The 19,500-nt window shown below is 61.1% G+C and carries 12 protein-coding genes and 1 riboswitch; of the genes, 7 read left to right on the top strand and 5 right to left on the bottom strand.

The annotated features are described in order from the left end of the window. Nucleotides 1-24 precede the first annotated feature (24 nt). Nucleotides 25-232: riboswitch (cobalamin riboswitch) on the bottom strand. Between the two features lie 36 nt (nucleotides 233-268). From ABF859_RS05315 to ABF859_RS05290, 6 genes are all read left to right on the top strand, one after another. Continuing rightward, nucleotides 269-1,159 carry a hypothetical protein gene (locus ABF859_RS05315; RefSeq protein WP_415526745.1) on the top strand — a complete coding sequence of 297 codons (891 nt, stop codon included), beginning with the start codon at nucleotides 269-271 and terminating at the stop codon, nucleotides 1,157-1,159. A 225-nt stretch (nucleotides 1,160-1,384) separates the two neighbouring features. Next, complete coding sequence (locus ABF859_RS05310; protein WP_415526744.1) at nucleotides 1,385-3,883, top strand: TonB-dependent receptor; 2,499 nt, start codon at nucleotides 1,385-1,387, stop codon at nucleotides 3,881-3,883. 155 nt (nucleotides 3,884-4,038) lie between these two features. Beyond that, a complete protein-coding gene (locus tag ABF859_RS05305; protein ID WP_415526743.1) occupies nucleotides 4,039-4,542 on the top strand; it encodes a DUF892 family protein in 504 nt (167 codons plus the stop codon). A gap of 48 nt (nucleotides 4,543-4,590) precedes the next feature. Beyond that, nucleotides 4,591-5,841 (top strand): metallophosphoesterase family protein, encoded by a 1,251-nt coding sequence (locus ABF859_RS05300; RefSeq protein ID WP_415526742.1) that lies wholly within the window; start codon nucleotides 4,591-4,593, stop codon nucleotides 5,839-5,841. Beyond that, nucleotides 5,841-9,251 (top strand): AAA family ATPase, encoded by a 3,411-nt coding sequence (locus ABF859_RS05295; RefSeq protein WP_415526741.1) that lies wholly within the window; start codon nucleotides 5,841-5,843, stop codon nucleotides 9,249-9,251. Before ABF859_RS05300 ends, ABF859_RS05295 begins: the two co-directional genes overlap by 1 nt. Nucleotides 9,252-9,462: 211 nt before the next feature. After that, entirely contained in the window at nucleotides 9,463-10,332 is an 870-nt protein-coding gene (locus ABF859_RS05290) for a helix-turn-helix domain-containing protein (protein ID WP_415526740.1), read from the top strand. On the opposite strand, the gene rfaE1 is transcribed toward ABF859_RS05290, so the two are convergent. The 5 genes from rfaE1 to flgE all read right to left on the bottom strand — a co-directional run bounded on the left by rfaE1 (nucleotide 10,318) and on the right by flgE (nucleotide 17,769). Then, entirely contained in the window at nucleotides 10,318-11,757 is a 1,440-nt protein-coding gene (gene rfaE1 / locus ABF859_RS05285; RefSeq protein WP_415526739.1) for a D-glycero-beta-D-manno-heptose-7-phosphate kinase, read from the bottom strand. The genes ABF859_RS05290 and rfaE1 overlap by 15 nt on opposite strands. Before the next feature lie 132 nt (nucleotides 11,758-11,889). After that, nucleotides 11,890-13,761 carry a molecular chaperone HtpG gene (gene htpG / locus ABF859_RS05280; protein WP_415526738.1) on the bottom strand — a complete coding sequence of 624 codons (1,872 nt, stop codon included), beginning with the start codon at nucleotides 13,759-13,761 and terminating at the stop codon, nucleotides 11,890-11,892. Nucleotides 13,762-13,839: 78 nt separating this feature from the next. After that, the gene (locus tag ABF859_RS05275) at nucleotides 13,840-14,901 is read right to left on the bottom strand and encodes a flagellin (protein WP_415526737.1); all 1,062 of its coding nucleotides are present in this window, start codon (nucleotides 14,899-14,901) and stop codon (nucleotides 13,840-13,842) included. A 2-nt stretch (nucleotides 14,902-14,903) separates the two neighbouring features. Continuing rightward, entirely contained in the window at nucleotides 14,904-16,433 is a 1,530-nt protein-coding gene (flgK, locus tag ABF859_RS05270) for a flagellar hook-associated protein FlgK (RefSeq protein WP_415526736.1), read from the bottom strand. A 25-nt stretch (nucleotides 16,434-16,458) separates the two neighbouring features. Next, entirely contained in the window at nucleotides 16,459-17,769 is a 1,311-nt protein-coding gene (gene flgE, locus ABF859_RS05265) for a flagellar hook protein FlgE (RefSeq protein WP_415526735.1), read from the bottom strand. A 253-nt stretch (nucleotides 17,770-18,022) separates the two neighbouring features. Here flgE and ABF859_RS05260 point away from each other — a divergent pair, with 253 nt between their 5' ends. Then, nucleotides 18,023-19,321 carry an MATE family efflux transporter gene (locus ABF859_RS05260; protein ID WP_415526889.1) on the top strand — a complete coding sequence of 433 codons (1,299 nt, stop codon included), beginning with the start codon at nucleotides 18,023-18,025 and terminating at the stop codon, nucleotides 19,319-19,321. Nucleotides 19,322-19,500: the final 179 nt, after the last annotated feature.

Genomic DNA, 19,500 nt, shown 5'->3' with positions numbered 1-19,500 from the left:
AGGCACCCCGCCCGGACCGTCCTTCGGACAACTCATGCTGACGGCAGGTCTCCTGGCTCGTGCTCCGGCTTCAGGCCCCTTCCCGGTCGGACCAGTGGGTCATCTCCTGAAGACGGTCCGTTTTCCCGTTGAGGGGCAACAGCCGGCACTTACAGTTGCGGGGGCAGCCGCAGTTTCGCACTGCGTTCCCTTTTCACCCGGAAGATCGGGCACCGTCAGGTGTCATGAAGCGCCCCCGGCAGGGCAAGTCAAATACAAAAGACCATTCGTGACCGATTTGACACAGTACAGCCCTGCAACATGGCTTTCATTCCGTTACAATCCGGCCTTTGCCTCGCCCATGCCCCACCGTCAGTGTTCCTGCCACCAGACACAGGATCAGGACACGATCATGACGGCCCCTTCTGCTGCCCGGACGCTTCACCCGGACTGTCCCCTTCCGGCAGGACACACTGGCACAACAGCAGAGGAACCCGGTCTTCCCCAGCGCCTGCTGTGTACCGCCTTCCGGGTCCGGCAGTACAACGACGTCCATGCCCGGGCCGCCGATCTGCGCCTGCGCCTGCCGCTGGGCCGCAAGCGCCTCCAGCGCCTCGCGCGGATCCGGGAGGCCGGGGTGATGTTCATCCATGTTCCCAAGAACGGCGGCACGTCGATCTGTGACCTGCTGTATGGCGGGATCATGATGCATGAGACATGGCGCTATTATCATCATGTCGCACCCGCGCTGTGCCGCACCCTCCCCAGCTTTGCGATCTGGCGCGATCCCGTGAAGCGTTTTGTCTCCGCCTGGGCCTTTGCCCGTCGCGGCGGCACGTCGCGGGTCCGGATCCATCCGTCCGTCAATGCACTTTACCGCTCGCTCCATACGCTGGACGATGCAATCGCCCATGTGGAATCCCGTTCGTCAGTCTATGACATGGACCATGTGTTCCGCCCCCAGGCCCTTTATGTCTGCGATCGTAACGGCCGGCTTGCGGTCGATCAGCTTTTTCCAATGGACAGGATCTCGGCCCTGCCTGACCTGATTCCGGCCCTGCGGGGAAAGATCATTCCCCATCTCAACGGCAACAGTCACGATATTGTCCCGACAGTTGCGCAGGCAGAAAGGATTCGACGGATCTACAGTGTGGACGAAGCATTGCGTCCGGCAGACTGAAATCCTGACAGGATCCGCCTCCATAAAAATGCGGAATGTCTTGCAAATGTCATAATGACTGATGGATTTCCTGCCCTTGAGGGCCGTTACGGCAGAGAAATGTGACTAAATTGCCATACCCTCTTCATGTCATAATGTATCACTCCACATCTGATTGAAATAGGGCCTTCACTCATGCTTTTTCTCGGCTGAAAGTTCACCTGACCGAGAAAGACCGAAAATACGATGCGCCTTGCTCGCCTGCTTTCGACTTCGGCCCTGTTTGCATTTGGTACGGTGTCGGCTTTTGCCGCACCCGCAGACAGCACGGCCCCTTCCACCAAGAAGGGTCCCACGAAAGTCGCTGCTGCCGCCGCCCCGTCCATGATGGGCAATACGGCTCCAACAGACGAACATGAAGAACATGTCTCCGTCAGCGGTCACCGCTCCTATTTCGATGGTGTAACACGCCGCGATGTCGGCGGTGGTCTGATGCAGAAACAGGATGCGGCAAAGTCCGTTTCCGCCATTTCCCGCGACTACATCGAAAAGCAGGCCCCCGGTCAGGACCCGATGCAGCTCATAGCACTGCTTCCGGGCGCAAACGTTTCATCTTCCGATCCGGCAGGTCTGACGGGCAGCCACATGAGCGCCCGCGGTCTCGACCAGACGCAGATGGGCTTCACGCTTGAAGGCTTCCCGATCAACGACGTCGGCTCCTTCCAGACCTATTCCCAAGAAATCGTGGATTCCGAGAACCTGCGCAAGGTTGCTCTCGCACAGGGTTCCGCCGATCTCGACAGCCCGCATCTGAGCGCCACAGGCGGCGTGGTCGACATGTACATGATCGATCCGAAGATGAAGAAGGGCGGCGCGTTCGACGTTTCCTACGGGTCGTACGCTTACACCCGCGGCTTCCTGCGCCTCGACACCGGCAAGATCGGCCAGACCAACCTGCGCGCCTACTTCTCCGGCTCCTACGCGACCGAAGACGCCGTCCACTCCATGGCGACGAACCGCAAGCTGCATGCCGAAGCCAAGTTCGTGAACGACTGGGGTGACGGCAACCGCGTCTCTCTCGCGATCGTCGGCAACCGTCTGTACAACTACCTGAACCGCTCCGTGAACATGGCGTCGTGGGACGCCTACGGACTTGGCGTCAAGGACAAGTACGTCGCATCCTACAAGAATGCAGCGGGGACTACGGTTTCCAACACGGTCTATAACGGCGTCTACAAGGACCCGACCGGCAAGACCACAGCGAACGACGCCGATTACTACAAGTTCCACCAGAACCCGTTCACCAACATCTATGCCAGTGCTCCGTCCACATTCAAGCTGACGGATCACCTGGTGCTGACCGAAACCCCGTATTTCTGGTACGGCAGCGGCAGTGGCGGCGGGGCTTATGCCGCCCCCACAAGCTGGGGTGCCACGTCCATGAACGGCACGCTGGATGGCAAGACCGTCGCCAAGGGAACGCTGCTTTATGAACCGTCCATCACGACGACGTATCGTCCGGGCGCCGTAACCAAGCTGACCCTGACCACCGGCGTCAACCGCCTCATGGTTGGTTACTGGTTCGAATATTCCAAGCAGATCCAGAGCGCGCCCGCCACGGGCATCGGTTCTGATGGCACGCCCTGGGACATCTGGGGCGGTGGGCCGAACTATGTGTTCAACGACGGCACGACCTATCAGTACCGCGCCAACCTGACGCAGACACGCGTCCACACGATGTTCATCGGTGACAGCCTCTCCCTGCTGCACAACAAGCTGACCATCGAAGGCGGCCTGAAATACGCCATCGTCACCCGCGATGCGCAGAACATGCTGCCCGACACCTCAACGGGACCGTACATCAACAAGACGTATTACGAGCCCCTGCCAACGGCCTCGATCCGTTACCAGATCAATCCGGAAATGCAGGTCTTCATCTCCGGTTCGACCAACTTCCGCATGCCGACGAACTACTCCCTGTTCGACGCTGGTGCCTATTACAAGCCGGGCGGATATTCCACGCAGGGCAATGCCAACCAGCAACCGGAAATCTCCATTTCCGAGGAAGCAGGCTGGCGTTATACGGGTCCGACGGTCATGGCCTCGGTCACGTATTTCCACTACAACTTCACCAACCGCTTCTTCTCGCAGAGTGAATGTCTGAACGAGACGTGCAGCAACTACGCAACGGGCAACATCAATGCCGGTGGCCAGAGCACGAACGGTATCGATGCGGAAATCGGAACGCGGCCGATCTTCTATCATATCCGTCCTTACGCTTCGTTCGAATATGTCGATGCACGGACGACCAGCAACCTGCGCGGCGGTAGCGGCAAATATATCGACTATCTGCCGACCAGCGGAAAGTTCGCGCCTGAAACCCCGAAATATCAGGTCGGCTTCAACCTCGACTATGATGACGGCAACCTGTTCGGCGCCTACAGCCTGAAATATGTCGCCAAGCAGTATTCCACCTTCATGAACGACGAACACATCCCCGGTTACGTCAAGATGAACATCTCGGTCGGATACCGCTTCAAGAATGTCGGTTTCCTGCAGGCACCGAACATCAAGTTCAACCTGACCAACATCACGGACAAGCACTATCTCGGCTTCCCGCTCGGCCTGCAGACCAATGCCGTAGCAACACGCGGCATCTTCGGCACCACGGTCCGCGGCACGGCACCAACCTATGCCATCGCGGCTCCGTTCGCCGCGACGGGTTCCATCAGCGCCGGTTTCTGATCCTTCGGAATCCGCTGGAACTGAATGCCCCATGCCGGTCTCCGGCATGGGGTTTTTCATGACCGGGAACGCCCGGCCGGGAAGGCTCTGCGCACTTGCACTCCACCCGGCAATATGGCCATTTAAGACCACGCCAAAGATGAAAAGGATCCACGGTGGGCAGAACGAAAACGGCAGTCAGATCAGCTCTGGACATCTATCTGGATGCCCTGCGGGATCACCTGTCCATTGACTCCAAGGCCATCGAGACGGCGCTTTCCGAGTTGCCGGGGTGTGAGCAGTATCCGGGGCTGTGCCGCCGGATGGAGCAGGATCTGGCGATGAGCCGGAGCCATGCGCGGGAGATCACGATCCTTCTGTCCCGGCATGGGCATCCTGCCCCGGTTCCACATGAGACGGTTTCGTCCATTCTCAGTACCGTCTCGGGGCTGCTGCATGGGGGCGAGGAGCATGACGTTCTGAAGAACGTGCTGGCAGCGAGCGGGTATCGCGCGCATCAGATCACGTCCCTTCAGGTCCTGATCGTGCTGGCGCAGCAGCTTGGCTTTACGCAGGATGCGGCAGCGCTGGAGTGTCTGAAGGACGAGGAGGCGGCCTCGGCGGAGGCGCTCGAAGGGCTGATGCCGGAGATCGTATCCCAGTACCTGGCTGCGGCCTGAGAACAGCGCACCGCTTGCAAGACATCCGGGAGGGCGTAAACTTCCCGCATGTCTTCATTCCGCTTCCTCCACGCTGCTGACATTCACCTCGACAGCCCCCTGAGGGGGCTGAGCCGTTACGAAGGACTTCCCGAGGCGGAAATCCGCGGCTCCACGCGGCGCGCGCTGGACCGGCTTGTCGAGACGGCACTCACCGAAAAAGTCGATTTCGTCGTGCTGGCCGGAGATCTTTATGACGGGTCCTGGCAGGATGTGGGGACGGGGCTTTATATGGTCCGGGCGCTGAGCCGACTGGTTCAGGCGGGGATCCGGGTCGTGACACTTTCGGGCAATCATGATGCCCAGTCGGTCATTGCGCGGGAACTGCCCCTGCCCGACGGGATCGACCATTTTTCCTATGATGCACCGCAGACGTTTCACTGGCCCGAACTGGGCGTGGCGCTGCATGGGCAGAGTTTCCGGGACCGGCATGTCACGCAGGACATGACGCGGAATTATCCGGCGCCCGTGGCGGGGTGTTTCAATATCGGAGTGCTGCATACGTCGCTTTCGGGATATGGCGCGCATGAGACCTATGCGCCCTGCTCCGTCGAAACGCTGTCGGCCAGGGGGTATGATTACTGGGCGCTGGGGCATGTCCATGCGCGCGAAATTGTCTGCGAACATCCGTGGATCGTGTTTCCGGGTGTGCTTCAGGGACGCCATGCGCGGGAGACGGGACCGTGCGGATGCGCACTGGTGACGGTTGAGGACGGGATTGTCCGATCTGTCGAATTCGTGGAATGCGATGTCGTACGCTGGTGTCGGCTGGAGCTGGATATCAGCGGGATGCAGGGCATGGATGCTGTTCTCGGGGCGGCGCGACGGGAGATGGAACAGGCTCTTTCCGATGCGGGAGGGCGAACGGTCATTGCGCGGATCGTGCTGAGTGGACAGAGCGTTTTGCATGACCGGCTGTGCGCGTCCCAGACCTGGAAAGAGGATCTGCGGGGCATTGCGGTGTCGCTGGCGCAGGGGGGAGCCCAAGGAATGGTGGGGATCGCGCTGGAAAAAATCCGGAATGAAACGTCCGCACCACCACACCGGCCCGGGGTGACGGAGACGCGCGAGCTGGATCTGGCGCTTGAGGAACTGATGCAGGACGAGGATTTTCTGGCGTCCCTGCCCGAAGCCTTTGAAGGATTTTTCTCCGCCCTGCCCTCCTGCGTGGAGCGGGAAAGTCTCATGCCGGAGGGGCGGTTTGCACTCGATCAGGCGCGGGCGGCGTTGCGGGCGCGGCTGGTGGGGGAGACGGAATAATGCGTTTCGAGCGTCTCGACCTTCTGCGTTATGGTGGATTTCAGGATGTCACGCTGACCTTTCCGAAAGGTGCGCGGGATCTGCATGTCATTTACGGCCCCAACGAGGCTGGAAAATCGACGACGCTCTGCGCCATCCGGGATTTCCTGTTCGGGTTTCCGCATCATATCGCCGGGGACTGGATGACGGCGGCCTCCCTGCTTCGGGTCGGGGCGTGTCTGGAGCAGGACGGGGCAATTTTTGAAGGCGTTCGGCGTCGGGGACGTAACCAGACGCTTTATGCGGCGGATGATAAAACCGCTCTGGACGATCTGCCATTGCGGACCTGGCTGGGGGGCCTGGACGCGAAGGGGTTCGAGGCGGCCTGGGCGCTGGATCATGCGCGGCTGAGGGAGGGTGGCGAGGAAATGCGCCGGCTGAAGGACGATGCGGGGCTTCAGATCCTCGCGGCCGGTCTGGGGCTGGAAGGCGTAGGGAAGCTGGCCGCGTCTCTTCAGGATGATGTCAATTCGGAATGGAAATCCGGTCGGGCGCGGTCGGCGTTGCAGCAGGCACGGCTGAGACTCGCAGACCTTCAGAAAACCCTGCGCAATGACACGACTACGGCACGACAGCTCTCCATTGCGAATAAGGAACTTTCCGTTTCCTTAACAGAAAAAGCCGTTTGCGAAAAAGAGGAAAAAACTCTTGGCGCGCGCCGCAGAACCAACGCACGCCTGAAAATGACGTCCGTTCCGTTTCAGAAACTTGTTGAAACCGAAATGGAAATCGCGTCATTTCCGGACTGTAACCTCACGATTCAGGACTGTGTGCGGATCGAGAAAATCCTTGAGACGCTGCGCCGGGACGAGCATGGCGTTTCAGTCTCGCGTCAGAAACTTGAAACGGTATCGGAACAGGTCGAGAGCCTCGGAGAGCGGCATTCCGTTCTGGCTGATGAGGCCGGGATCAGGGCGCTGTTGAACCGGGGCGTTCTGGTTGCGCGTCTGGAAGCCGCAGCGGAAGAACGTCAGGCGCGGCTGATGCGGGACGGAATCTGGCTTGAGCAGTTCTGGACCCGGCATGGATGCGAGCCGGGTGTTCTGCCCGAAATGGCGGAACTGGACGATCTGGAGCAGCGGCTTCAGGCGCGGGCCCTGCTGCAGACGCAGGAACAGGATCTCCGGGCCCGGATCCAGGAGACGGAACAGGCTCTGCAAACCCTTCATCCCGAAGCCGCCCTGGAAACGGAAGGGCCGTCTGGGATGGACCGTCTGCGTCTGTTCCGGCTGGAACTGGATGAGGCGAGAAGTCTTGGAGCGCTTGATGACAGGATCGACGGTCTGGCGGATCAGATCGCGCGGCAGGAGGATCTGACAGCGACGGCTTATGGCGCGCTGCGCCCCTGGAGTGCGGAAGGCGATGACCGGCGGACCGAACTGGCGGGGCTCGCTGTGCCGGACATGGCGGCCATTGAGGAAGAGGCGCGTCTGTGGGCGGCGCTTGAAGAGCAGCGTCGGGCGGCACGGGACGAGGAACAGGCGGCCGAAACGGAGATCGCGCATCTGGCGCAGCGGCGTCGGCGGCTGGAAGAGGACGGACAGGCTGTATCGTATGAGCAGCTTTCCGCGGCACGGCAGGAGCGCGACCGGCTGTGGCAGGACATGGAGGGGCATTTCCGCGCTGAAACCTGTCCGCCTTGTGCGATGCGGGAGGCGTTTGGGGTTCTGGTCCAGAATGCGGACAGTCTGGCGGATCGGCGTCATGCCCATGCCGAGCAGTCGGCGCAACTGGCGGCGCTGTCGCGTCAGGGCGAGGATCTCGCGCTCCGGGTGGAGGAGGCCCGGCGCAGGACCGGTCATGCCGAAGCGGAACTGGATCGGCGCAGCAACGCATGGGCGGCGTTGCTGGAGCGGTTCGGAGCGCCGGTGCTGCCACCTGCCCCGCTTCAGGTCTGGATCGGGCGGCGTCAGGCGGCTCTGGCGGCCGAAGAGGCTTTGCAGGCCCTGCGGATGCAGGCGCAGGCGGCGACGGGTAGCCGGGATGACATGAACCGGCGGTTGCGGGTTTTCGTGAAAGACTGTCCGTCGGACCGGCTGGCGGTTCAGATCCGGCAGGCCGCGTCCCTGCTGGAACGCGACGAGGCCGACGCCCGGCGGCAGGCGGACCGGCTGGCGGATCGGGGGCGGCTGGAAAAGGATCTGGCGCGCGACAGGGCGGCGCTGTCTGCACTGGATCTCAGCCGGGCGCAGTGGGAAGAGGACTGGGCGGTCGCATGTCAGGGCTGCGGTTATCCGGGCCGGGCGGAGCGGGTTGATCTGCAGGATGTGCGGGAGGCGCGCACGATCCGGCAGCGGCTTGAAAACGAGCAGAAGGATCAGGCCTCCGATGCGCGCGATATTGCGGCTTACCACAGGGAGCTGGAAGCGTTCCTTCAGCGTTACGGGCAGGGCCATGCGGCGGACCTGGAGCGGTTCCTGACGCAGGAACTGGCACGCGAGCAGGAGCGACAGTCGATTTTGCAGCACCAAGCGGCTCTGGCGGCCGAGATCGCGCAGGCGGAACTGGAAATGTCGGCATTGGTGGCGGAACTGGCGCCCGTGCGGTCCCTGCTGGGGCTTGGGAAGGATGATGATCTGCGACACGCGCTGTCACGGGCACGGGAGCGTGCGGGGCTTTGTGAAAAACGCGATGAATTGCGCGATCAGATTTTGCAGGCTGGCAATGGGCGATCGCTCGAAGAGCTTCTGGAGGAAGCGCGCGGGACGGATCCGGCGCAGCTTGAGCAGGATTTCGAGGCGATCGAGGCTGAAACGGCGGCGCTGAGCGCACGCAGGTCGGAAGTGGATGAGCGTCTGTTCAGGGCGCGCGCAGTTCTGGCGGAACTGGAAAACGCGCGGGGCGTGCATGAAACCGCAGAGGAAATCCAGGAGACGGAGGCGGAAATCGCCGAGCGGGCCAGCCGCTATGTCTCGCTCCGGCTCCAGCATCTGATGCTGTCGCGACTGGTGGAGCAGGGGCGACAGAAAGCACACGGGCCGCTGCTGTCGCGGGCCGGGGTGCTGTTTTCACGCCTCACGCTGGGACGGTATGAGGGGCTTGCGACGGAAGAGGACGGCTCGGACGGGCTGGTTCTGGCCGGAAGAGGGCCCGGGAACACGGCGCTTGTGCCGGTTCATGCCATGAGCGAAGGCACGCGGGACCAGCTTTATCTGGCGCTGCGTCTGGCGTCCGTCGAGCAGGCTCTGGATCGGGGAATCCGTCTGCCATTCCTTGCGGACGATCTGTTCGTGACGTTCGATGAAGAGCGGACGGCGGCTGGTCTGGAGATTTTGGCGGAGATTTCCGAGAAAACGCAGGTCTTATTTTTTACCCATCACGGGTATATATTAAATCAATCAAAAGAAATTTCCTGCCTGATAGAACTATAATTCCATTTTTAAAAAATTATTTACTGTAAGGGCTTAGACAATTTTCGCGCCCCTTAATGATGCCACGCGAAGAAACAGTATGAAATACAATATGACTATTTTCATTCATATGAATTTTTCATATAGCCATCCTGTCATGGTTGTCCCGCTTGGTTTTACTACTGAAAATGGTGTTTAACGGCATTCCCACTTCTCTTCCCAGAGCCCGGTCGTGACTGACAGACCTCTTGGTGCCCTGAATGCACAGCGTATCATTCCGCTGGCTACACTTGCGGCTTCTCCGCGCGGGATGAATCCGGTCGTCGTACGTCTCAGCACGGCCCTGTCACCGGCCATTGCGGATATTCTGGAGCAGGATCGGACGGTTCTGGTACTGTCCCGGCAATCGACGGGTCGGCTGTATCTGGACCAGCGCCAGTTTCAGGCACTGACGCTGCCTCCCGCGGTTGAACCCACGGCGGATGTCTTTCTGCTCAGCGTCACCCGCAACATCCTGCTGCGACATCTTCCCATGCTGTCGGGGCTGCCGCCTCTGGCTTTCAATATGGACCGGGGACCGGGCGCTTTTCTGCTGTCGGCCGCGTCCATGCTGGAAGCCGGGGTTCTGGAGGGTACGATTCCCCAGACCCGCCAGCGCCTTTTGCAGCATGTCACGGACCTGCTGATCACCACGATCCTGGACTGTCTGGATCTGGAGGTCAGTGTGGCGGGGCGGCGGCGGCATCGGCAGAAGCACATCCGCCATTACATCGAAACGCGCCTGCACGAACATGATCTGACGCCGCAGAGCATTGCGGAGGCATCGGGGATTTCAACCCGGGCGCTTTACCAGCTTTTCGACGGGGAAGAGGGTGCTGTCGCGGGCTGGATCCTCAACCGCCGGCTGGAACGGATTCATGCCGATCTGACGAACCCGGCCCATGATGCGCTGCCGATCGCGCAGATTGCGCTGAACCACGGCTTCCGCAATGCCGCGCATTTCTCCCGGCGCTTCCGGCAGAAATTCGGGGCCTCTCCACGGGAAGTCCGGCAGCGCTTTTCGCGTGGTGCCGTCCGGCTGGGGGGATCAGGTCGGGGCTGACTGCATGCCCCTGACGAGGCGGGTCGTGGACTGCCCTTCCACGAGGTCCACCAGCACGACCTTGCCGCCATAGCTTTTGACCACGTCGGCGCCGACCACCTGGTCTTCCGTATAGTCCGCGCCCTTGACGAGAATATCCGGCTTCAGGGTACGGATGACCTCGAGGGGCGTGTCGTCATCGAACAGCACGACGAGATCAACCGAGCGCAGGGCGCCGATCACGCGGGCCCGGGCTTCCTCCTTCTGGACAGGGCGCGTGGGGCCCTTAAGGCGGCTGACGGACCTGTCCGTGTTGAGTGCCACGACGAGCCGGTCTCCTTCGCGGGCGGCAGCCTGAAGCAGGCTGACATGGCCCGGATGGACCAGATCGAAACATCCGTTGGTGAAGACGACTTTCGCGCCGTGGCGGTGCCAGCTCTCCACGATCCGGGCCGCCTGTTCGACCGGGACGAGAGCGCCTGTCTCGGGCATTTCCTGAAGCAGTTCGCGCGAGAGTTCCTCGCGCGAGACCGTGGCCGTGCCGAACTTGCTGACGGACAGGGCGGCAGCAGCGGTTGCGATCACGACCGCCGTTTCGAGCGTCTGCCCGGCGGAAAGCACGGCTGCGACCGTGGCGACGACCGTATCTCCGGCGCCGGATACATCGAAAACCTCGGATTTGCGGCTGGCCACGTGCAGCGGTTTCGCATCGCGCTGCCAGAGCGTCATGCCGTCTTCCGAACGGGTGACGAGGACATCGCCGCCGAACTGGTCTGACAGGATGTGCGCGACTTTCAGGACTTCGGCATCCGTGCGGGCCGGCAGACCACTGGCCTGTTCCGCCTCGATGCGGTTGGGCGTCACGAGTGTTGCGCCCGCATAGGCTTCCAGTGTCCGCCTTTTGGGATCGACGATGACGGGGATGCCCTTTTCCCGACCGGCCGCGATAACGGTCTGAAGGACTTCATCCGTCAGGACGCCCTTAGCGTAATCGGAGCAGACGAGCACGTCGGAAACGGCAATCGCGCGGAGGGCCTCTTCCATGAGACGCTGCTGGATTGCTGCGGAAAGAGGGATCAGTTTTTCGACGTCGATGCGAACGATCTGCTGACGGCCGCTGACGACGCGGGTCTTGGTGATGGTGGTCCAGTCGGAGGATGCCACGAGGCCATCCGTCTGGATGGTGGGCCAGAGCTTCAGGGTTTCCCTCAGCCGCGCAGCGGAGTCATCCTCGCCCACGAGGCCGATCAGATGGACGTGTGTTCCCAGCGCGGCGGCGTTGACTGCCACGTTTGCCGCTCCTCCCGGCACGCAGCGCAGGCCGTCATGCAGGACGACAGGGACCGGAGCCTCTGGTGAAATCCGGCTGACGCCGCCTGAAACATACTGGTCCAGAAGCAGGTCGCCGATTACCGTAATGCGGCCAAAGCGGAAATCGTCGATCACGGGTCTGCTTCTCCTTCAGTCATGCACAGCGTTCCATATCTCACAGGAGCGGCGCAAAAAGAAAAGGCGAGGGATGCCTCCCTCGCCTTTCGATGGACAGGAACGAACGTCAGGGTCCGTTCAGATCCGGGTTCACTCCGCGGCGGGACCAGCCAGCAGCGTTGCGAGCGAACGGCCGAAGCCGGTCGGGTCGGGCAGGGGCTCACCTTCCTGAACGCGGGCCAGATCCAGCAGGACGCTGGCATAGTCCTTGACGCTTTCCCCCTTTGCAACACGCTCGGCCAGGGCCTTGATGAGCGGGTGCTTCGGGTTGATCTCGAGAATGGGCGGCATGGCGGGCATGGACTGGCCCGAACGGCGCATCAGGCGCTGCATCGTCAGGTCCGGGCCCCCGTCAGAGGTGATGACGACGGCACTTCCCGTCAGACGCACCGTGCTGCGAACGTCCTTGACCTGCTCGCCCAGCGCATCCTTGAGAGCCGGGACCAGCTTTTCGACATCGGCGGCCTCGGTCGTATCGGCATCCGTGGATTCGAACTTTTCCAGATCGCCATGGGAATGGGTGACGGAACGAAGGGGCTTTTCCTGATAGGAGGACAGACGCTCTGGCCAGAAGCCGTCCACCGGATCGGACAGCAGCAGGACTTCGAGGCCGCGAGCGCGGAAGCCTTCAAGCTGGGCCGAGGATTTCAGCGCGTCGAGATTGTCACCGGTCAGGTAATAGATGGCGTCCTGACCGTCCTTCATGCGCGAGACGTACTCGTCCAGCGTGACCAGTTCGTCGCCGTGGGTGGAATGGAAGCGCGCGAAACCGGCGATTTCCGTGCGGTGTTCGGCGTCTTCCCACAGGCCTTCCTTGATGACGGCTCCGAAGTTTTCCCAGAACGTGTTGAAGCCACTGTCGGCTTCCTTCGCGCGCTTGCCGATCTCGGTCAGAACGCGCTTGGTCACGGCCTTGCGAATGCGGGCCAGAACCGGGGTGGCCTGAAGCATTTCACGCGAAACGTTGAGCGGAAGGTCTTCGGTATCGACGACACCCTGCACGAAACGCATCCAGTTCGGGACCAGTTCGGCTTCGTCGGTGATGAACATCCGGCGGACATGGAGATGAATCCGGCTTTCGCGGGACTGTTCCATGAAGTCGAACGGACGGGCACTGGGGAGAAACAGCAGGGCCGTGAATTCGGTCACACCTTCCGCACGCCAGTGCAGCGTCGCATAGGGCTCGTCGAAAGCGTGGGAGATGTGCCGGTAGAACTCGGCATACTGCTCAGGCGTGATCTCGGATTTCGGCTTGCTCCACAGGGCCGTGCCTTCGTTGGCAGCCTGGTCTTCAGTGGTGCCATCTTCCTTGGTTTCGCGCAGGGTGATGGGCCAGGAGATGTGATCCGCCCATTTGCGGATGATGGAGCGCAGACGCCAACTGTCGAGGAACTCGTCCGCATCATCCTTCATGTGCAGGACGATGTCGGTGCCGGGGGTGGCACGGCTTGCAGGAGCCAGTGTGAAGGAGCCCTTGCCGTCGGACGACCAGGTCCAGGCTTCATCGGAGCCAGCCTTGCGGGAGGTGACGTCCACACGGTCCGCAACCATGAACGCCGCGTAGAAGCCGACGCCAAACTGGCCGATCAGGCTGGGGCGGTCTTCCGGCTTGGCGGCGTTCAGCTTCTCACCGAAGGCACGTGTTCCCGAGCGGGCGATCGTGCCAAGGTTCTGGGACAGTTCGTCGTGGGTCATACCCACGCCGTCATCGGAGATGGTCAGCTCTTTCTGGGCCTTGTCCGGATGGATACGGATGGACGCATTTTCCGGAAGCGCCAGAGCGCTGTCTGTCAGGCCCTCGAAACGGCGCTTGTCCGTGGCGTCAGCGGCGTTGGCGACGAGCTCGCGCAGGAAGATCTCACGATCAGAATAAAGGGCATGGACCACCAGGTCCAGCAGACGGCCGACTTCGGCACTAAACTCATGCTTTTCGGCGGTCTTCTGGGTGTTTGTTTCGCTCATCTCATCAATCTCCTTGAAGGAAAGTGACTTGGATATGCGTTGTCACAAACGGATTTTCAACCGGGATCAGACGCAGGATCAGAGGTAAGATGCGAGCGTCATGCTCTTCATGTCAGCGATGAGGGAATAGGAGGCCTGAAGCTGGTTGTTGGTGTCTGTCACCTGGGTAGACACCTTGGCCAGATCGGCGTCTTTCACCTGTCCGAGCTGGGTGGTCAGGGCAGCGGACATCTGGGTCAGCATGGAGGTCTGGGTGGTCAGGCTGTTCTGCTGCACACCGAGCAGGCCGCTCATGTCCCCAAGGCCGCTCGTGACCGTGTCCATGGATCCCTGAAGCCCCGAGATCAGGTTAGCGTAGTCGCTTGTGCTGGTTGAAGCAGATCCCAGCGAGGCGACAACCATAAGGTTTCGCATCAGGTCGCGGATCGGCGAAGCTGTGGAGGTGGATGTCGCGCCCTGTGTGGCAACCATCCCAATGGACACCGTTTCGGACTGCCCGACGACAACCTGCGTTTTCTGCTGGTAAGCCTGATCGGGCGAGGTGGAGACCGATGCGGAAAACGGTTGGCCGGCCGTGGTATTGTTGACCAGATCCTGCGTCGTGCCGAGGACATCGGCCGCACTGGTTGAAGCGAGCTGGCTGACGGCCTGTCCGATCTGGGTGGCGAGATCCGATGTGCCCAGATCCGTGCTGACGGGAGCCGTCGTATTCTGTTGCCCGGCGAAGACGTAGCTGTCGCCCTGTTTCGTGTTCAGCAGATTGCCCAGCGAGGTCAGGGCCGACTGAGCGGCCGTCGCGGCCGTCGAGACGGTTGAATAGGACAGCGTGCTTCCGAGCGTGGAGAGGGAACTCGTCAGGTTCTGGGCGATTGTGGAAATCTGCGACAGGGCGGTCTGCGTCGTGGTCAGGCTGTTCTGCGCATTCGTCACATTGCCTTTCCAGGAAGCAATCTGCGTGATGGCTGGCTGAAGAGCGAGCGCCTGGGTCCGCGAAGATCCCAGATCGGCGTAGCTGCTGGCCAGAACGCCAGTCGTGGCCTGAAGCTGGAGCGCGTCCTTCGCCTGTGACAGATTCTGGACACCGAGAAGGAGCTGGCTGGAGATGCCTCCGAAGCCGAAGCTGGAGATGGTTCCAGTCATGATCAGGATCCGATTGCGTTCAGCAGAGCGCTGAACATTGTCTGGACGGTCGAAACGACTTTGGCGTTCGCCGCATAGGCGTTCTGCAGGGTGACGATATTGGCCATTTCCGTATCCACGGAGACCGTGGAGGTTCCGGAAAGATTGGACGTCAGGCTGGCCTGCGTCGTCTGGGACAGGGCAAGGCCGCTGCTTGCATTGCTGGCTGTGGCCGCCTGATTTGCGGTCAGGGAGGTCGCAAGGGAGATGATCCCCTGATTTCCCCTGTATCCTGTCGACAGGTTTCCGGTCATGCCGAGATTGGTGCTCGGAGCCGCTGTCTGGGCGGTGCCGGAAGAATTGGCTGTGGTTCCGAAGCCGTAGTTCAGCACATTGAGGACGGTCTGGGTGCCGGAAGTGCTGTCGTCAAGAAGTTTGGACGGATCATCGGAATAGACGCTGGAAACGCTCATTTCCTGCGAGAAGCCGACGCTTCCGGTCGGCGTGAGATCTGTCTGGGAGGCGCCTGGAACCCCGCCATCCGCACCGGACGTGAAAAGAGGCATGCCCTGATCGTTCAAGCGGTTGGCGACCGTCGATGTCAGGGAGTCCAACTGCGCCTGCATTGTGGGCAGTGTTGTGTCCCGCAGGGTGATGTTGGCGCCCAGCGTCCCGCCGGTCAGATGTGTGGTGACATCACGGCCGTTCAGGGTGATGGCGGGAATGGTATTGCCGGAAGAGGTGCCGGGATAGGTCGTGCTGACCGAAATCTGGGCAGATGAGGTCGCAAGCGGCCAGGTGGACGACACGGTCGCGCCCTGGGTGCTGCTGCTATCCCGTGTGGGCAGGGTGATGCCATCGGCCGTGGAGATGGTCATGTCGCCGTTTGCGGACTCGGACCAGGAAACGGAGAGCTCCGAAGACAGGGACGACAGGGCCGTGTAGCGCTGGTTTTCCAGCGCGGCCGTATCCTGACCGGTGCTCTTGAGGTTCATGATCTTCGTGGACAGGGCGCCGATCGTGGTGAGATCGGTGTTGATGTCCGAAACCGAAGAGACGACCGCATTCTGGGCCGTCTGACGCTGGGTCTGGTAAGCCGAAGCGAGCGTGTTGACGGACTGGGCGAAGGTGGCGGCGGCGGAGACGACCGTGCCCTGGGCGGAGGCGCTGTCCGGCGTGGAGGTCAGGGAGGTCAGGGCGGACTGAAGGTTGCCCAGTTCGTCGGAAAGGGTCCCGCTGCTGCCGGAGGTGGCGCTGGTAGACCCCTGAAGCGCCGTGATGTTGGACAGGGAATTACTGGTGGCCGTGTAGGCCGCCACGTCCGCGTTCTGGGCGTAAAGTGCTTTCTGGACCTGCTCGTTCGTGGCCAGCGTCGTGGCGGCGGTGCGGACGCCGGTGCCCATGTTTGCAGCCACGCTCGACTGAACGTTGGCGTTTTCCTTGATGTAGCCGCTTGTCCCTGCATTGGAGACGTTGTTGGACGCAACGGCCATGGCGTTCTGAACAACGTTCAGACCGGATGTTGCAATCGAGAGTGCGCTGTTCAGTCCCATGGGGCAGGTGTCCCTTCAGTCCGGCTTACTGGATCATCGCCAGGGTTGTCTGAAGAAGCTGGTCGGCCGTGGAGACGACTTTCGTGTTAGCGCCATAGGCCTGCTGCGCCACGATCAGCTTGCTGAGATCGCCAGTCAGATCGGAGGTGGATTCCTCAATGGAGCCCGTGGTCAGGGTGCCGGCCCCATTGGTGTTGACGGCGTTGACCTGCGGGCTGCCGGACTGTGACGTGGCGGTATAGGCCTGCCCGTTCTGGGGAGACAGGCCGTTCGGGTCCGCGAAGGTCGTCAGCGGGATCTTGGCAACAAGCTGGGAATAACCGTTATCGAACGTGGCCATGACCGAACCGTCCGTCTGCATGGAGATGCCGGAGAACGTGCCGCTGGTCACGCTGTCGGAGACTGTCGTGACGCCGCTGGGCGTGGAGCCGTCCGTCGTAATGCTGACACCGTTCGTATAGCCGATGGTGCCTAGGCTGACGGTCATGTTCTGCGGCGAGCCCTCATATTCGAAGCTGGCAGCCGAACCCGTAGACTGGCTTTGTCCGTTGACGGACGCAATGGCGCCGCTAGAGGCGTCGAACTTCACGGTCGCAGTGTTGGTCGGGTTATTGGGATTGCTGACGGTCCAGGTCGTGGCGTCAACCTGCGTCCAGTCCAGCGAGACAGTCTGGGCATTGCCCTTGCTGTCATAAGCCGTGGCAGAAGTGGTGGCGCTTCCCCCCGTGGAGGTTGCGCTGCTGCCAACCTGACCGGTCATGGTCAGCTTCGTGCTCTCGGTCGGCTGGAATGCGACTGTAGAGGGAACCTGAATGGGACTGAGAGACGTGCCCAGTGTGCCCGTGGAGGAATTGACGTTGTATCCCTCCAGGTAATAGCCGGACGTGTTGACCAGATAGCCGTTCTTGTCCTGCGAGAAGTCGCCATTGCGGGTGTAATATTGCTGCGAGCCCAGAATAGGAGTGCTGTTGTTGCTCTGGCCGGTGGCCTGCACGACATTGAAGAAACCGTTGCCGGAAATGGCGAGGGCCGTGCTGTTGGTAGAAGTCGTAACCATGCCCTGATTGTCGTTGTGCTGCCGGGTGGTGGCGACCACACTGTCACTCAGGGCCTGACCGTTATTGGTCAGTTCGTTGTTGGTGACGTAGTCCTCGAAACTGGTGGTGCTGGCCTTGTAGCCGGTAGTCTGGCTGTTGGCGATGTTGTTAGACAGGTCGGTGAAGGCGTGGGACTGCGAATTCAGGCCACTGACAGCGGTATGAACCGCGTTGATGATCGAGGACATGGCATACTCCCGGACATGGAACAGGCTGCGGGTCGTATGCCCGAGCATCATCGGCAAAGATTCCACAGCGGATGTTAAGGAAGTCCTTACGAGGGAAAAAAGAACGGTCCACCCTGTATGAAAGCCGGATTCAGCCCCTGGATTCTCTGGGATTCGAGCGCGAAAAACGCTTTCGACCTCTGGTTCTCCGGGTGTGGAACAGGCAATATGCGTGAGCATGCCCCAGCCAGACGACGACCCGAAAAAGCCCCGTATCCCCGACGATTCTCCGGTCAGACCCGCAAGATTCGTGCATGGCAGCATCATGCGCCATGTCATGACCATGGCCGGAACGGGGGCCATCGGACTGATGGCCGTGTTCGCCGTCGATCTGCTCAATTACGGCTATATTTCCCATCTGCATGACAGGACGCTGACGGCGGCGATCGCGTTTGCGACGGCAGTCAGTTACGTGCAGGTCTCGGTTTCGATCGGCATGACAATCGGACTCGGGGCCTGCACGGGGCGGCTAATCGGGGCGCGGCAGCATGCCGAAGCGCGGCGGATGGCCTCGGCATTTCTGGTGGTCATGGTGGCGATTGCCGCTGTTCTTGGGCTGCTGACGGCGACATTTGCGACACCTCTGCTGGGGCTACTGGGCGCGCATGGCGAGGCGCAGCAGCATGCGGCCACGTTCCTGCATATCGTATCGCCAGCGCTGCCGCTGGTCTGTCTGGGGATGGCGCTGTCATCGCTTCTGCGGGCGGTCGGGGATGCAAAACGCTCGATGCGGGTGACGCTGACAGGGGCAGTCGTTTCGGCGTGTCTGGACCCGGTGATGATTTTCGGGCTGCATCTGGGGCTTGAGGGAGCGGCGATCAGCACGGTTCTGGCGCGGCTGGCCATCACGGCGAGCGGATTCCTGAACCTTCGGGGCCACGCCATGCTGGAATGGCCGGAGCGGTCGGCGTTCGGTCCGTCAACGCGACTGATTGGCGGAATTGCGGTTCCGGCGATTGCGACCAATCTGGCAACGCCGACGGGGGCGCTGTTCGTGACGCATGCGATGGCGCGTTTCGGGCTCAATGCCGTTTCGGGACAGGCGACGATTGACCGGATCGTGCCGGTAGCGTTTTCGCTGGTTTTTGCACTGACCGGATCGGTAGGGCCGATCATGGCCCAGAACCTTGGTGCGCGGCAGATTCACCGCGTGCAGGAAGCATTGTTAGCGGCGCTCAAGCTGACGGCGCTGTGTGTGGGGGTGACCTGGCTGATTCTCGCGGCTGCACACACTTATATTATTCAGCTTTTCGAACTTCAGGGCGTGGGCGTGGAGATCGTGCGGCTGTTCTGCTGCTGGCTGGTGCTGAGCTACATGTTCGTCGGATTGCTGTTCGTGGCCAATACGGCGTTCAACAATCTGGGGCACCCGTTTTATTCCACGGGGTTCAACTGGGGCCGGGCGACACTGGGGACCATTCCGTTCGTCTGGTTCGGGTCGGCTTACGGACCTCTCGGGATTCTGGCCGGGCAGTCGCTGGGCGTGGTGCTGTTTGGCAGTCTGGCAGTGGTGACGGCGTTCCGGGTGATCCGGAAGCTGGAGCCGACGATTGTGAAAGATTGAGAGTGAGCCCTCACGGATGAATGAATAGCGACAAAACTCGCAATCCGGGAAAATGCTTCAAGATTATCGACAAGTCACTCAGAAAGACAATCCATTCACAAGTATCAAAAAATCTGTTTCTATACCGCACCTTCAATTAAGACAAAAAAAATAAGAGAATATAGCAGAATAATATTTCA

Origin of the sequence: Gluconobacter sp. (genome assembly GCF_047722525.1) — a bacterium.
In the GTDB taxonomy this organism is placed as follows: Bacteria; Pseudomonadota; Alphaproteobacteria; order Acetobacterales; family Acetobacteraceae; genus Gluconobacter.
Note: the sequence above shows the minus strand (reverse complement) of the source record. Positions and strands in the feature narration are given on the sequence as shown.